Genomic DNA, 13,779 nt, shown 5'->3' on the forward strand with positions numbered 1-13,779 from the left:
CACAGTAGCAACACGGGCAATGGCCAATCGGGTGCAGCGATACAACCTCGTGGGAGCGCGCTCGCGCGCGAATACCGCCGCCGGATGATCGCGGGTCGGAGCATCGCGACCAAGGTCGCTCCCACAAGCCGTCGCCGCGGCCCCGCAACCCCAAGACCATCCCGACCGGGCCTGCTCGTGCGAAGACCCGCCGCTCGCGTCTACAGCACCTCGGAGGCGTAGTCCGCCAGCCGTGAGCGCTCGCCGCGGCGCAGCGTCACGTGCGCGCTGTGCGCCCAGTTCTTGAACCGGTCCACTGCATAGGTCAGGCCGGACGTGGTCTCGGTCAGGTACGGCGTGTCGATCTGCTCGACGTTGCCCAGGCAGACGATCTTGGTCCCGGGGCCGGCGCGGGTGATCAGCGTCTTCATCTGCTTGGGCGTGAGGTTCTGCGCCTCGTCCAGGATCAGCCATCGGCTGAGGAAAGTGCGCCCGCGCATGAAGTTGAGCGAGCGGATCTTGATGCGCGAAGCCAGCAGGTCGTTGGTGGCCGCGCGCCCCCAGCTGCCGCCTTCCTGGTTGTGGGTGAGCACCTCGAGGTTGTCGGTGAGCGCGCCCATCCACGGCGTCATCTTCTCCTCTTCGGTGCCCGGCAGGAAGCCGATGTCCTCGCCCACGCTCACCGTGGCGCGGGTCATGATGATCTCGCGGTAGCGCTGCTGGTCCATGGTCTGGGCCAGGCCGGCGGCGAGGGCGAGGAGGGTCTTGCCGGTGCCTGCGGTGCCGAGCAGGGTGACGAAGTCGATCTCGGGGTCCATCAGCGCGTTGAGCGCGAAGTTCTGCTCGCGATTGCGCGCGATGATGCCCCACACCGAATGCTGGGTGCGGCGGAAGTCGTCGACGATCTGCAGCACCGCCTTGCCGCCCTCGACCCTGGCCACGCGGAACTCCGCGTCGTCGTCGCCCGGCAGGTAGAGGTACTGGTTGGGATGCCAGTCGCTGGCATCGTCGATGGCGACTTCGTAGTAGGTGCGGCCGCGGTCGGTCCACGAACGCAGGTCCTTGCCGTGCCGCGTCCAGAAGTCCTCGGGCAGGGCATTGGCGCCGGTGTAGAGCAGGCTGAAGTCGTCGAGCGCGCGATCGTTCTCGTAGTCCTCGCTGACCAGGCCGGCGATCGCCGCCTTGATCCGCAGGTTGATGTCCTTGGAGACGAACACCACCGGCAGTTCGGGCTCGTCCCGCCGCAGCTGCAGGATCGCGCCGAGGATGCGGTTGTCGGGCGCGACCGCGCCGAACGAGGTCTTGTCCTCCTTCGGCACCGTGGTCTGGAAGCGCAGCTTGCCGATGCTGGCCGCACCGCGCAGCTGCAGGCCGTTGGGACGTTCGAGCACCAGGCCGCTTTCGATCTTGTCGGTGCCCTGGGCTTCGATCAGCTCGTTGATGAAACGGCTGACCTGGCGCGCGTTGCGACTGGCCTCGGAGGTGCCTTTCTTGCCGTTGTCCAGTTCCTCGATCACCTGCATCGGCAGGAACACGTCGTGTTCCTCGAAGCGGAACAGCGCGGTGGGATCGTGCATCAGGACATTGGTGTCGAGCACGTAGATGCGCTTGCCGTGGGTCATCATCGGAGCGTTCGCCTCCTGGCGGCGGAAAAGCGGGCACGGCCGCGCGCCGCTGCGGCCTGCGGGGCAGGGCGGCGGTGGCGACGGTCCGGGTATGGGGTCACGTGGGCCGAGCGGCCTTCAGTGCTTCGAGCACGGCCTGGGCGTGGCCGGCGATCTTGACGCCGCGCCATTCGCGCACCAGGCGCTGGTCGGGCGAGATCAGGAAGGTGCTGCGCACCACGCCCTGTACCTTGCGCCCGTACATGTTCTTCTCGTGGATCACGTCGAAGGCGCGGCACAGCGCCTCGTCGGCATCGCTGACCAGCGGGAAGCGGAAGCCCTGCTTGGCGCAGAAGTTGTCGTGCGACTTCACCGAATCGCGCGATACGCCAAGCACATCGGCGCCCAGCGCCTCGAACTCCCCCAGCAGGGCGTTGAAGTCCAGACCCTCGGTGGTGCAGCCGGGCGTCGAATCCTTGGGGTAGAAGTACAGCACCAGCCAGCGGCCGGCATGGTCGGCGAGCGTGGCGTGGGCACCGCCGGACAGCGCCAGCGGCAGCTTCAGCGTGGACTTGGGCAGGGCCTTGCCGGTTGCGATCATTCCACCGTCGTCCGTGGGATCAGAACTTCATCGGATCCATGATGGCATCGAGGTTCAGGTGATCGCAGAACTCGAGGAAGTCGTCGCGCAGCGCGGCGATGTGCATGTTCGCCGGCACGCCGATGGTGACCTGGGCCGAGAACATGTCCGCGCCGGTCTGCATGGCGCGGTAGCGCGAACAGTGCAGGCTCTCGATGGTGATGCCCTGGCGGTCGAAGAAATCGGCCAGCTGGAACAGGATGCCCGGCTTGTCGGCCGCCACCACCTCGACGATGTAGGGCAGCAGGTTGGACTGCACGGGCTTGGGGCCGGTGCGGTACCAGACGAGCTTCAGGTCTTCCTCGCGCTCCAGGCGGGTGAGCATCGCCTCGAGCTTGGCCACCGAATCCCAAGAACCGGTGGCCAGCGCGGTCACCGACACGTCGCGGCCGACGGTCGACAGGCGCGTGTCGACGAGGTTGCATCCGCTGTCGGCGATACGCCGAGACACGGCCAGCAGGGGAGATGCCGGATGCGTCGTGTAGGCGTTGATCAGCAGGTGGTTCTCGTTCGGCGAGGGCCGGGATGCGGTGTCTGGATCGGTCAAGGCGGCGTCCGCGGCGAGGGTCCGTGATGGAATCGGGTGATGAACAGCGTCCCGGGTTCGCCCGGGTGCGGCAGCCAGCATACTTGCCCGTGCTTCCGGGCCGCAAGTAACATGCCGGCATCCGAAACATCCGTTCATGCGCCCGCTTCCGGGCGCGTCCAAGAGACTCTGGCCCTTGCGACTTTCCGGCAGCATCACCGCGCTGGCGACGCCGTTCACGGCGACGGGCGAGCTCGATCTCGAGGCCTGGCGGCGTCTGCTCCATCTGCAGTGCGAGGCGGGGACGCAAGGCCTGGTGGTGGCCGGATCGACGGGCGAGGCTTCGTCGCTGCTGGAGGTCGAATTCGATGCGCTGCTGCGGATCGCCGTGGAGACGGTCGGCGGTCGCGTGCCGGTGCTGGCCGGGACCGGGCAGTCGGCCACCGCCAAGACGATCGAACTGACGCGTCGCGCCGCGGCGCTGGGCGCCGACGCCGCCCTGGTCGTCACGCCGCCCTATGTGCGCCCCACCCAGGCCGGCCTGCACGCCCACTACCGCGCGCTGGTCGACGACGGCGCCCTGCCCATCGTGATGTACAACGTTCCCGCGCGCACCGGCTGCGACCTGCAACCGGCGAGCGTGGCGACGCTGGCCGGGCACCCGCGCATCGTCGGCGTCAAGGAGGCGGTGGTCGATCCGGCGCGCATCGCCGAATGGTGCGCGCTGCGCAACGACGGCTTCGCCGTGCTGGGCGGCGACGACGCCACTGCGGCCGAGGCCATGTTGGCCGGTGCCGATGGCGTGGTGTCGGTGGTGTCGAACCTGGTGCCGTCCGCCATGCGCCGCCTGTGCAACCTGGCCCGCGCCGGGCGCCGCGACGAGGCGCTGGAGTGGAACGCCGCGCTGGCGCAGTTCCACGACTATGCCTCGATCGAACCCAATCCGATCCCGGTCAAGGCCGTGCTGGCGCGGATGGGCCTCGGCCACGGCCCGCGCCTGCCCCTGACCGAACTGGCCGAGGGGAACCGCCCCGCAGCCGCGCGCATCGCCGCCGCCGCAGTGGCCATCGAACACAGCCTCCGCGATCCGATCGCGGCCTGAACCCCTTTCCGCAGGAGACTTCAACGATGCGTCATTCCCGCCCCCTGTTCCGCGTGCTCGCGATCGGCCTGGTGGCCGTGGCCGTGCTCGGCACCAGCGGCTGCAAGTGGTTCCGCAAGGGCAGCGATCTGTACGCCGGCAGCCCGGAAACCCGTCCACTGGAAGTTCCGCCGGACCTCGATCGCCCCGACACCTCCACCGCGATGGCGCTGCCCGAGACCGGGTCGGTGACCCGTTCGGCCACGGCCACGCCCGGCAGTGCCCAGCCCAACGGCTTCGCCGTCGCCGGCGAGCGCGACCAGGTCTATGCCCGGGTGGGCGAGGTGCTGGCGGCGACCGAGGGCCTGACCGTGGTCAACCGCGCCCAGCTGCTGGGTACCTACGATGTGGATTACGCGGATGCCAAGTTCCTGATCCGCGTGACCAAGACCGATACCGGCGCCTACGTCGCCGCCGTCGATCCGCGCGGCCTGCCGGCCGCCGGTGATCCGCCGCAGCGCCTGATCGCGGCGCTGAAGGCGGCGCTGGCCGGCGGCTGATTGCTTGCCGCCTGACGAATCGAGGCGCCCGCGTGGCGCCTCCTTTCGTTGCGGGGCGGGCGGTTACGCGGCCGCGGGCAGTGATCCGCGCCCCGGAACGAAGAAGGCGCCCATCGGGCGCCTTCGTTGTTCTCGCGAGGGGACTCGCCTCAGCGTTCGAGCAGGGGCAACTTGTCCGGCTTGCCTTCCCATTCCTTGGCGTCGGCCGGCGGCTCCTTGCGCGTGGTGATCACCGGCCACTCCTTCGACAGTTCGGCGTTGAGCGCCACGAAGTGCTCCTGGCCCGCGGGCACGTCGTCCTCGGGATAGATCGCGTTGATCGGGCACTCCGGTTCGCACAGGGTGCAGTCGATGCACTCGTCCGGGTCGATGACCAGGAAGTTCGGGCCTTCGTGGAAACAGTCGACCGGGCACACCTCGACACAGTCGGTGTACTTGCACTTGATGCAGTTCTCGGTGACGACGAAGGGCATGTCGCGACGATTCCGTGGGTGCGGGCAGGACGGCCCGCAATTTTAGAACACCCGTGGGGCCAGCGGTGCGAAGCGTTCGCATTCGTTACCGCGAGCGCGGCACGCCTGGTGGCATGCCCGCAAGCCGGTGCGTCGCCCACGGGCAGCGGCCCAAGCCGGCGGGGCCGGAAAAAAGCACAAGGCCCGCTTGCGCGGGCCCTGTGCGGAAGATGGCGCTCCCTACGGGATTCGAACCCGTGTTTTAGCCTTGAGAGGGCCACGTCCTAGGCCTCTAGACGAAGGGAGCAGGGTGCTGCGAACGCAGCGCCGGACTGGACGTTCCGGCTGCATCGGCGGGCCAAAGAGGCCAAGGTGCCGGTGCAGCTTGCTAGTATAGCAGCGAGAAACGGTTGCCGAACACCATCTTGTCGGCCCGACCCGGAACCGCTTGGCCCGATGCCGACCAACACAGTGACCCCCGCGCTGCAGATCATCCCGCGCGACCAGCACCCCATTTCCCGCCGCGGGATCAGTCCCAATGCCGTGCGCGTGCTCTACCGGCTGCACGAGGCCGGGCATCGCGCCTGCCTGGTGGGCGGCGCCGTCCGCGACCTGCTGGCGGGGCTGGACCCGAAGGATTTCGACGTCGCCACCGATGCCACGCCGGAGGAGGTCCGCCACCTGTTCCGCAACTGCCGCCTGATCGGGCGGCGTTTCCGGCTGGCGCACGTGGTGTTCGGCCGCGAGATCATCGAGGTCGCGACCTTCCGCGCCAACATCGACGACGGCAGCGGCGATCGACAGGTCCACGATGATGGCCGCCTGCTGCGCGACAACGTCTACGGCACGATCGAGGACGATGCGATCCGCCGCGACTTCACCGCGAACGCGCTCTATTACGACATCGCCGATTTCTCGGTGCGCGACTATGTCGGTGGCTTCCAGGACGTCGGCAACCGGGTGCTGCGCCTGATCGGGGACCCCGAGACACGCTATCGCGAGGACCCGGTACGGATGCTGCGCGCGATCCGGCTGGCGGCGAAGCTGCGCTTCGAGATCGCCGCCGAGACCGCCGCTCCGCTCGCCCCGCTCGGGCACCTGCTGGCGGAGGCGGCGCCGGCGCGGCTGTTCGAGGAATGCCTGAAGATGTTCCTGTCCGGGCACGCGGTCGCCAGCTTCGAAGGGCTGGAACGGCATGGCCTGCTGGCGGCGCTGTTTCCCGAGAGCGCGGCCGCGCTGGCGGCCAACCGCAGCGGCGCGCTGCGCAGGATGGTGATCGAGGGGCTGCGCGGTACCGACCAGCGCGTGGCTGCCGACGAGCCGGTGTCGCCCGCATTCCTGTTCGCGGTGCTGCTGTGGCCGGCGTATTGCCGCTCGCTGATGGCCCTGCAGGCCCAGGGCGTGCAGACGGTCGAGGCCGAGCGTCGCGCGGCCGACCGCGTCACCCTGCACCAGCTCAGCACCATCGCGCTGCCGCGCCGTTTCTCGCTGCCGATGCAGGAGATCTGGCTGATGCAGTCGCGCTTCTCGCTGCGCCAGCGCAAGCGCGTGGTGCGCACACTGTCGCATCCGCGGTTCCGGGCGGCCTTCGATTTCCTGCTGCTGCGTCGTGCCGCTTCGCCCGCGCATGACGAGGACATCGCCTTCTGGCAGGAGGCGCAGCGCAATCCCGACTCGGCCATTGCCCACCACCCGCCGGGCGAGACCGACGCGGAGGACGGCGCACCGCGCAAGCGCCGCCGGCGCCGCCGTCGCAGCCACGCCGGCGAATGAACACGCTGGCCTGCGTCGGCCTCGGCGGCAATGTCGGGGACGTGGCGCGGACGCTGGACGATGCCCTGGTCGCGCTGGCCGCGCTGCCGGAGTCGCGCCTGCTGCGCGCCTCGCGCGTGTACCGCACGCCGGCCTGGGGCCGGCTCGACCAGGCCGACTTCCTCAATGCCGCCGCGACGCTGCAGACATCGCTGCCGGCGCGGCGCTTGCTGGAACATCTGCTCGATATCGAACAACGCCTGGGCCGCGACCGTTCCGCCGGCGCCGAGCGCTGGGGGCCGCGCACGCTCGACCTGGATCTGTTGCTTTACGGCGAGGCGGTCATCGACGAGGCCGGCCTGCGGGTGCCGCATCCGCACCTGCACGAGCGTGCATTTGCGCTGGTGCCGCTGGCCGAGATCGCCGCCGGGGCGATGATCCCCGGACGCGGCAGCGTGGCGGCCGCGCTCGCGGCATTGGATGCCGACGGCATCGAGGCGATACCCTAGACCCATGGAAAACGCAGACAAGCCGATCACCGTTCCCGGCCTGGCCGATGCCCGCCGGGCCGGCCGCCGCCTGGCGATGCTGACCGCCTACGACGCCGGCTTCGCCCGTGTATTGGATGCCAATGGCGCCGACCTGATCCTGGTGGGCGATTCGCTGGGCATGGTGGTGCAGGGGCACGACTCCACCTTGCCGGTCAGTGTCGAGGACATGGCCTACCACGTGCGTGCGGTGGCCCGTGGGCTGCGGCGCGCACTGCTCGTGGCCGACCTGCCGTTCCAGGCCGACGCGACCCCGGAGCGGGCGCTCGACGCGTCGACCCGGCTGCTGCAGGCGGGCGCGGGCATGGTCAAGCTCGAGGGCGCGGGTCCGCACAAGCTCGGGGCCATCCGCTTCCTCGCCGCGCGCGAGATTCCGGTGTCCGCGCACCTGGGCCTCACGCCGCAATCGGTACTGCGTTTCGGCGGCTACAAGGTGCAGGGCCGCGAAGCCGCTGCCGCGGCGCAACTGCGTGCCGATGCGCTGGCGGTGGCGGAGGCGGGCGCTTCGCTGCTCGTGCTCGAGTGCGTTCCGTCGGCCCTGGCCGCCGAGATCACCGCCGCTTCGCCGATCCCGACCATCGGTATCGGCGCCGGTCCGCATTGCGACGGGCAGGTGCTGGTGTTGCACGACATGCTGGGACTGGACACTGGCCACCGCCGACCGAAGTTCGTGAAGGATTTCCTGGCCGAAGGCGGTTCGGTGGCGGGCGCGGTGCAGGGCTACGTGCAGGCGGTCCGCGACGGCAGTTTCCCCGGCCCCGAACACGTCTACTGAGCCGCGCATGATCGACACGGTGACCGAACTGGCGGCGCTGCGCGCCCAGGTCGCCCGCTGGAAGCGGGACGGCCGGCGCGTTAGCTTCGTGCCGACCATGGGCAACCTGCATGCAGGCCATTTCTCCCTGGTCGCACTCGCGCGCAGGCAGGCCGATCACGTGGTCGCCAGCGTGTTCGTGAATCCGACCCAGTTCGGCCCCAATGAGGATTTCTCGCGCTACCCGCGCACGCCCCGCGAGGATGCCGACGGACTGGCCGCGGCAGGCTGCGACCTGCTGTGGATGCCCTCGGTGGACGAGATGTATCCCTATGGCGCCGACGGTGCGGTGCGGATGCGCGTGCCGGGCGTCACCGACGTCCTGGAGGGTGCGCACCGGCCCGGTCATTTCGATGGCGTCGCCACCGTGGTGGCGCGGCTGTTCAACCAGGTACAGCCCGACGTGGCCGCCTTCGGCCGCAAGGATTACCAGCAGCTGGCGGTGATCCGCCATCTGGTCCGCGACCTGGCGTTTCCGATCGAGCTGCTGGCCGGCGACACGATGCGCGAGGCCGATGGCCTGGCGATGAGCTCGCGCAACCAGTACCTGGATGCCGCGGCGCGCGCTGTCGCGCCGGAGATCCATCGCACCCTCCTGGCCATGCGCGCGGCGGTGCAGGCAGGGCAGCCGCTGGCGCAGGTGGAGGCCGACGCTGCCGCGCGCCTGCGCGGCCATGGTTTCGAAGTCGACTATGCCGCAGTGCGTCGCGAGGACCTGGCCGAGACCGTCGACGTGGCCGCGGGCAGGCTCGTGGCGCTGATCGCCGCGCGGATCGGCACGACGCGGCTGATCGACAACCTGGAATTCGAAACCGGCGGCTGAGTCGCGTTGCGGGCGACTGCGCGTGGAGACGTGTCGCGGTCGCGCACGGGACGGGGCCAGCCGGGCGGCCGACCCTCGCCACGGCATTTGTCGCTGCGGGCGCAGCGTCGCCGCCCCCATCACCCCTATACTCGCGATCCGGCGCAGCTCGCCTGCGCATGGTTGCAGTTGAATCTGCATCGTCCTCTCCCACACAACAGGCAGGCCTGTCCATGTCGGATTTCGCGACCCTCGGTACCCACGCAGAACGACTGGCTACGGATTCCGTGGCGTCGCTGATCCAGGGCGATGCCGCGCGCGCCCAGTCGCTCTCGCTGCGGGTCGGTCCGCTGTACGCGAACTTCGCCCGCCAGCGTTACGACGCGGCGGCGCTGGACGCGCTGTTCGCGCTGGCCGAACGCGCGGATCTCGGCGCTGCAATGCGCCGCCTGCTGGACGGCGAGACCGTCAACGCCACCGAGGGCCGCGCCGCCCTGCACAGCGCCTTGCGCGGCGACGCCTCCACCGCCGCGATCGCGCGCGAATGCGCCGGGCTCGCGCGCGAAGCGCGCACGCGCATGGCGGCGCTGATCGACGCCCTGGCGGCGAGCGATGTCACCGACGTCGTCAGCGTCGGCATCGGCGGCTCCGACCTGGGGCCGCGCCTGGTGGCGGATGCGCTGGCGCTGCCCGGCGCGCGTTTCCGCGTGCATTTCCTCTCCAATGTCGACGGCAACGCCGCGCGGCGGGTGCTGGCGGGTCTCGACCCGGCACGCACCGCCGCGATCCTGATCTCCAAGACCTTCAGCACCCAGGAAACCCTGCTCAACGGCCGGATCGTGCGCGACTGGCTGGGCGACGACAGCCGCGTGTATGGCGTGAGCGCCAACGTCGAACGCGCCGCGGCGTTCGGCATCGCGCAAGCGCGCATCCTGCCGATGTGGGATTGGGTGGGCGGGCGATACTCGCTGTGGTCGGCAGTGGGCTTCCCGATCGCGTTGGCGATCGGCATGGACCGGTTCGAGGAACTGCTGGCCGGTGCGGCCGAGCTCGATGCGCATGCCCGCGATGCGGCGCCGCGCGCGAACCTCGCGTTCTGGCACGCGCTGACTGCGCTGTGGAACCGCAATGCGCTGGGCCTGGCCACCCAGGCGGTGCTGCCCTACGACGAGCGCTTGAAACTGCTGCCGAACTACCTGCAGCAGCTGGTGATGGAGAGCCTGGGCAAGTCCGCGCGCCTGGATGGCGCGCCGCTGCAGGTCGACACGGTGCCGGTGTGGTGGGGCGGACCCGGCACCGATACCCAGCACAGCTTCTTCCAGGCGCTGCACCAGGGCACCCAGGTGGTGCCGGCCGACTTCATCGGAGTGGTGAACAGCGAGGACGGACACGTCGACAACCATCGCGCGCTGCTCGCCAACCTCCTGGCCCAGACCGAAGCCTTGGCCAACGGCCAGTCCAGCGACGATCCGCATCGGGCCTACGCCGGCAACCGTCCGAGCACGATGATCCTGCTCGACGCGCTGACCCCGCGCGCGCTCGGCGCGCTGGTGGCGCTGTACGAACACAGCGTCTACCTGCAGTCGGTGGCATGGGGCATCAATGCCTTCGACCAGTTCGGCGTCGAACTGGGCAAGCAACTGGCCAGCCGGCTGCTACCCGCGCTGGAAGGCAAGGGCGAGGCCGACGATCCGGTGACCCGCGCCCTGCTGGGCGAGATCGGCGCGCGCTCGGCCTGAAGCCTCGCAGGCGCCGCCGCGGCGTGGCGGCGCCCCCGGATCGTGCCATGTCGGGATGGCCCGCGGGCGCGCGCGGCGGTCGCGTCAGTCCGCCGCCGGCTGTGGCCGGCCCGCCGTCGACGCGTGCCGTTCCAGCGCCCATGCGACGTGCTCGCGCACGACCGCATCGGCGATATCGCGCCGCGAGCGCAACGCCGCGATCACCTCGGGCGTGGAAGGTGCGTTGCCCAGCGCGATGGCGATGTTGCGCAACCAGCGCGAGTGACCACTGCGCCGGATCGCCGTACCCTCGGTGCGCTGCAGGAATTCTTCCTCGGTCCAGGCGAACAGCTCCACCAGCGACGCTTCGTCGAGCCTGTTGCGCGCGCGGAAGTCGGGTTCGTCCGTGCGCTTTGCGAACTTGTTCCAGGGGCAGACCAGCTGGCAGTCGTCGCAGCCGAAGATGCGGTTGCCGATCAGCGGTCGCAGCGCCTCGGCGATGCTGCCTTCGTGCTCGATGGTCAGGTAGGAGATGCAGCGGCGCGCGTCCAGGCGGTGCGGGGCGATGATGGCCTGCGTCGGACAAACCTCGATGCAGCGCACGCAGCTGCCGCAATGGGCGCTGGCCGGCGGGTCGATCGGCAGCGGAAGGTCGACGTAGATCTCGCCGAGGAAGAACCACGAGCCGCCGTCCCGATCGATCAGGCAGGTGTGCTTGCCGATCCAGCCCATGCCTGCGTTGCGTGCGAGCGCGCGTTCGAGTACCGGCGCGGAATCCACGAAGACGCGATGGCCGAACGGCCCGATCTCGGCGGCCACGCGGCCGGCGAGTTTCTGCAGCCGGTTGCGCATGAGCTTGTGGTAGTCGCGGCCCAGCGCATAGCGGGCCACGTAGGCGCGCTCGCCGTCGTCCAGCGTGCGCCAGGCGGGATCGGGCGCCTGGCCGTAGTCCAGCCCGACCGAGATCACGCGCAGCGTGCCCGGCACCAGTTCCTGCGGGCGCGAGCGCTTGTCGCCGTGTCGTGCCATCCACTCCATCGTGCCGTACAGGCCCTGGGCGAGCCAGTCGCGCAGGTGCTGTTCGTCTTCGCCGAGCTCCACGCCGGCGATGCCGCAGCGCTGGAAGCCGGACTCGCGCGCAAGCGCCTTGATGCGCAGGGCGAGGGCGGCAGGGTCGGCGAGGTGGGCACCGTGCGGTGCAGCGCTGGCGGCGGGGTCGGACACCGCGCAAGTATAGAATCCGCGCGATGGACGCCGACCCGGATGCCCGCGGCACGCCGCTGTACGACACCGCCGCGTTGCGCGCGGTGGAAGCGCGCGTGGCCAGGGCCAGCGGCGATCCCTACACGCTGATGGCGCGCGCCGGGCAGGCGGCTTGGCGCGCGCTGTTGGCGCGCTGGCCCGATGCCCAGCGCATCGCGGTGGTGTGCGGTCCGGGCAACAACGGCGGCGATGGCTACGAACTCGCCCGGCACGCGCTGCTGTCCGGACGCGATGTGCGGGTGCTCCGGCTTCCGGCGCACGCGCCGCGGACGGCACTGGCGCAGCGGGCGTGCGAGTCCTACCTCGCCGCCGGTGGTGGCGTGGCCGATCCCGGCGCCGGCCTCGACCAGGCCGACCTGATCGTCGACGCGCTGTTCGGCATCGGCCTGGCGCGCGCACCCGATTCCGGCGTGGCTGCGCTGATCGAGGCGATCAACGCCGCCGGCTGTCCGGTGCTGGCGCTGGATGTGCCCAGCGGCCTGGATGCCGGTAGCGGCAGCGCTCCGGGGGCGGTGGTGCGGGCCACGCATACGCTGCAGTTTCTGGCCGGGCATGCGGGACTGGCGACCGGCGCGGCAGCCTGCTGGGCCGGCAGCCTGTCGTTGGCCACCCTGGACACCGCCGCCGCCCTCGCCGAGGCGCCGGTGTCGGCGTGGCGGCTGGCTGCGGACGACCTGCGTGGCTGGCTGGTACCGCGCGGGCGCGATGCGCACAAGGGCGACAGCGGCCACGTGCTGTGCGTGGGCGGCGACCTGGGCACGGGCGGGGCGATCATGCTGGCCGCCGAGGCCGCGTTGCGCTGCGGGGCCGGACTGGTCAGCGTGGCGACGCGCCCCGCGCATGTCACGGCCATGCTGGCCCGGCGGCCGGAGGCGATGGTGCTGGGCGTCGACACGCCCGAGCCCCTCGACGCGATCCAGGCGCGTGCCGGCGTCGTGGTACTGGGGCCGGGCCTGGGCCAGGCCGAGTGGGGACAGGCGCTGTACCAGCGCGCGCTGGCGCGGGGCGGTCGCGCGCTGCTCGATGCGGACGCGCTGAACCTGCTGGCCCGCGACTCCCGGACCCTGCCCGCGGAAACGGTGCTCACCCCTCATCCGGGCGAGGCTGCGCGACTGCTGGGTGTGCACGTGTCCGAAGTCCAGGGCAACCGCCTCGCAGCGGCGCAGCGTCTGGCCAGGACCTATGGCTGCGTGGTCGTGCTCAAGGGCGCGGGCAGCGTGGTTGCCGCCCCGGGGCAAACGCCGCGCGTAATCGCCGCGGGCAATCCCGGCATGGCGGTCGGTGGCATGGGCGACCTGCTCAGCGGCTGCATTGCCGCGCTGTGGGCGCAGGGACACGATGCATTCGAGGCGGCCTGCTGCGGCACGCTGCTGCACGCCGCGGCGGGCGATACCGCTGCGGCCGATGGAGAGCGGGGCATGCTGCCGGCCGACCTGCTCGACGCCATGCGCCGGTGGTCCAACGGAGGGCCGGTCCCTTGATCCAACTGCATCTCCAGGACGAGGCGGCCACCTTGGCGCTGGCTGCGGCCCTGGCGCGCACGGCGCCGGTTCCGGCCGTGGTCTACCTGCAGGGCGACCTGGGCAGCGGCAAATCGACCCTGGCGCGCGCCTGGCTGCGCGCGCTGGGCGTGACCGGTACGGTGCGCAGCCCGACCTACACCCTGGTCGAGCGCTATTCCCTGGCGGGCGGTGGGGAAGCCCTGCACCTGGATCTGTACCGGATCGGGGAGGCCGGGGAGCTGGAGTACCTCGGCCTGGACGATGCCAACCCTGTCCTGTGGCTGGTGGAGTGGCCGGAGCGGGGCGGAGCCGCCCTGCCGCCGGCCGACCTGGAGCTGCAGCTGTCCATCGAGGGCGGGGGACGCGCGGCCGGGCTGCACGCCGCCGGCGAGCGCGGAGCATCCTGGCTGGCGCGCCTGGCCGGAACGGAGGGTTTGCGCCCGATATCTGAACCGAACCCATAGGAAGCGGTGGCAGGTTGCCGTTTTGAAAGGGAAACTGCGTTGCAAATCCCTGACAACGGTGATTGACTACGGCT

Annotated in this window: 14 protein-coding genes and 1 tRNA gene; 9 read left to right on the plus strand and 6 right to left on the minus strand. The window is 70.5% G+C overall.

Going from position 1 to position 13,779, the window contains the following annotated elements; translation table 11 throughout:
* Positions 1-200: 200 nt before the first annotated feature.
* From ACQYVW_RS13475 to ACQYVW_RS13485, 3 genes are all read right to left on the minus strand, one after another.
* The gene (locus tag ACQYVW_RS13475) at positions 201-1,601 is read right to left on the minus strand and encodes a PhoH family protein (protein ID WP_434933627.1); all 1,401 of its coding nucleotides are present in this window, start codon (positions 1,599-1,601) and stop codon (positions 201-203) included.
* 100 nt (positions 1,602-1,701) lie between these two features.
* Positions 1,702-2,184, minus strand: coding sequence for a peroxiredoxin (locus ACQYVW_RS13480; RefSeq protein WP_434933605.1), 483 nt, complete (start codon positions 2,182-2,184; stop codon positions 1,702-1,704).
* Positions 2,185-2,203: 19 nt separating this feature from the next.
* The gene (locus ACQYVW_RS13485) at positions 2,204-2,851 is read right to left on the minus strand and encodes a glycine cleavage system transcriptional repressor (protein WP_434933604.1); all 648 of its coding nucleotides are present in this window, start codon (positions 2,849-2,851) and stop codon (positions 2,204-2,206) included.
* Positions 2,852-2,945: 94 nt separating this feature from the next.
* Between ACQYVW_RS13485 and dapA the strand changes: the two genes are divergently transcribed.
* Together dapA and ACQYVW_RS13495 are read left to right on the plus strand one after the other, a co-directional pair.
* Positions 2,946-3,851, plus strand: coding sequence for a 4-hydroxy-tetrahydrodipicolinate synthase (gene dapA, locus ACQYVW_RS13490; protein WP_434947362.1), 906 nt, complete (start codon positions 2,946-2,948; stop codon positions 3,849-3,851).
* A 26-nt stretch (positions 3,852-3,877) separates the two neighbouring features.
* Positions 3,878-4,390 (plus strand): hypothetical protein, encoded by a 513-nt coding sequence (locus ACQYVW_RS13495; RefSeq protein ID WP_434933601.1) that lies wholly within the window; start codon positions 3,878-3,880, stop codon positions 4,388-4,390.
* Positions 4,391-4,539: 149 nt separating this feature from the next.
* Here the strand turns inward: ACQYVW_RS13495 and fdxA are convergent, their stop codons facing one another.
* Positions 4,540-4,863 carry a ferredoxin FdxA gene (gene fdxA, locus ACQYVW_RS13500; protein WP_434933600.1) on the minus strand — a complete coding sequence of 108 codons (324 nt, stop codon included), beginning with the start codon at positions 4,861-4,863 and terminating at the stop codon, positions 4,540-4,542.
* 210 nt (positions 4,864-5,073) lie between these two features.
* A tRNA-Glu gene (locus tag ACQYVW_RS13505) sits at positions 5,074-5,149 on the minus strand.
* A gap of 149 nt (positions 5,150-5,298) precedes the next feature.
* Here ACQYVW_RS13505 and pcnB point away from each other — a divergent pair.
* The 5 genes from pcnB to pgi all read left to right on the plus strand — a co-directional run bounded on the left by pcnB (position 5,299) and on the right by pgi (position 10,497).
* Positions 5,299-6,615: a polynucleotide adenylyltransferase PcnB gene (pcnB, locus tag ACQYVW_RS13510; RefSeq protein ID WP_434933599.1), complete on the plus strand. Its 1,317-nt coding sequence runs from the start codon at positions 5,299-5,301 to the stop codon at positions 6,613-6,615.
* Positions 6,612-7,103, plus strand: a complete 492-nt coding sequence (gene folK, locus ACQYVW_RS13515; protein ID WP_434933598.1) for a 2-amino-4-hydroxy-6-hydroxymethyldihydropteridine diphosphokinase — start codon at positions 6,612-6,614, stop codon at positions 7,101-7,103. Before pcnB ends, folK begins: the two co-directional genes overlap by 4 nt.
* Before the next feature lie 4 nt (positions 7,104-7,107).
* Positions 7,108-7,917 (plus strand): 3-methyl-2-oxobutanoate hydroxymethyltransferase, encoded by an 810-nt coding sequence (panB, locus tag ACQYVW_RS13520; RefSeq protein WP_434933597.1) that lies wholly within the window; start codon positions 7,108-7,110, stop codon positions 7,915-7,917.
* A gap of 7 nt (positions 7,918-7,924) precedes the next feature.
* Positions 7,925-8,779, plus strand: coding sequence for a pantoate--beta-alanine ligase (gene panC, locus ACQYVW_RS13525; RefSeq protein WP_434933596.1), 855 nt, complete (start codon positions 7,925-7,927; stop codon positions 8,777-8,779).
* Between the two features lie 212 nt (positions 8,780-8,991).
* Positions 8,992-10,497, plus strand: a complete 1,506-nt coding sequence (pgi, locus tag ACQYVW_RS13530) for a glucose-6-phosphate isomerase (protein ID WP_434933595.1) — start codon at positions 8,992-8,994, stop codon at positions 10,495-10,497.
* Between the two features lie 84 nt (positions 10,498-10,581).
* Here pgi and queG read toward each other — a convergent pair whose 3' ends face one another.
* Positions 10,582-11,700 (minus strand): tRNA epoxyqueuosine(34) reductase QueG, encoded by a 1,119-nt coding sequence (gene queG, locus ACQYVW_RS13535; protein ID WP_434933954.1) that lies wholly within the window; start codon positions 11,698-11,700, stop codon positions 10,582-10,584.
* A gap of 23 nt (positions 11,701-11,723) precedes the next feature.
* On the opposite strand from queG, the gene ACQYVW_RS13540 reads away from it, so the two are divergent.
* Together ACQYVW_RS13540 and tsaE are read left to right on the plus strand one after the other, a co-directional pair.
* Positions 11,724-13,220 carry an NAD(P)H-hydrate dehydratase gene (locus tag ACQYVW_RS13540; RefSeq protein ID WP_434933953.1) on the plus strand — a complete coding sequence of 499 codons (1,497 nt, stop codon included), beginning with the start codon at positions 11,724-11,726 and terminating at the stop codon, positions 13,218-13,220.
* The gene (gene tsaE, locus ACQYVW_RS13545; protein ID WP_434933951.1) at positions 13,217-13,705 is read left to right on the plus strand and encodes a tRNA (adenosine(37)-N6)-threonylcarbamoyltransferase complex ATPase subunit type 1 TsaE; all 489 of its coding nucleotides are present in this window, start codon (positions 13,217-13,219) and stop codon (positions 13,703-13,705) included. The genes ACQYVW_RS13540 and tsaE overlap by 4 nt, the downstream gene beginning before the upstream one ends.
* Positions 13,706-13,779 lie beyond the last annotated feature (74 nt).

The sequence above is a fragment of the Luteimonas campi genome (assembly GCF_051162505.1).
Taxonomy (GTDB): domain Bacteria; phylum Pseudomonadota; class Gammaproteobacteria; order Xanthomonadales; family Xanthomonadaceae; genus Luteimonas.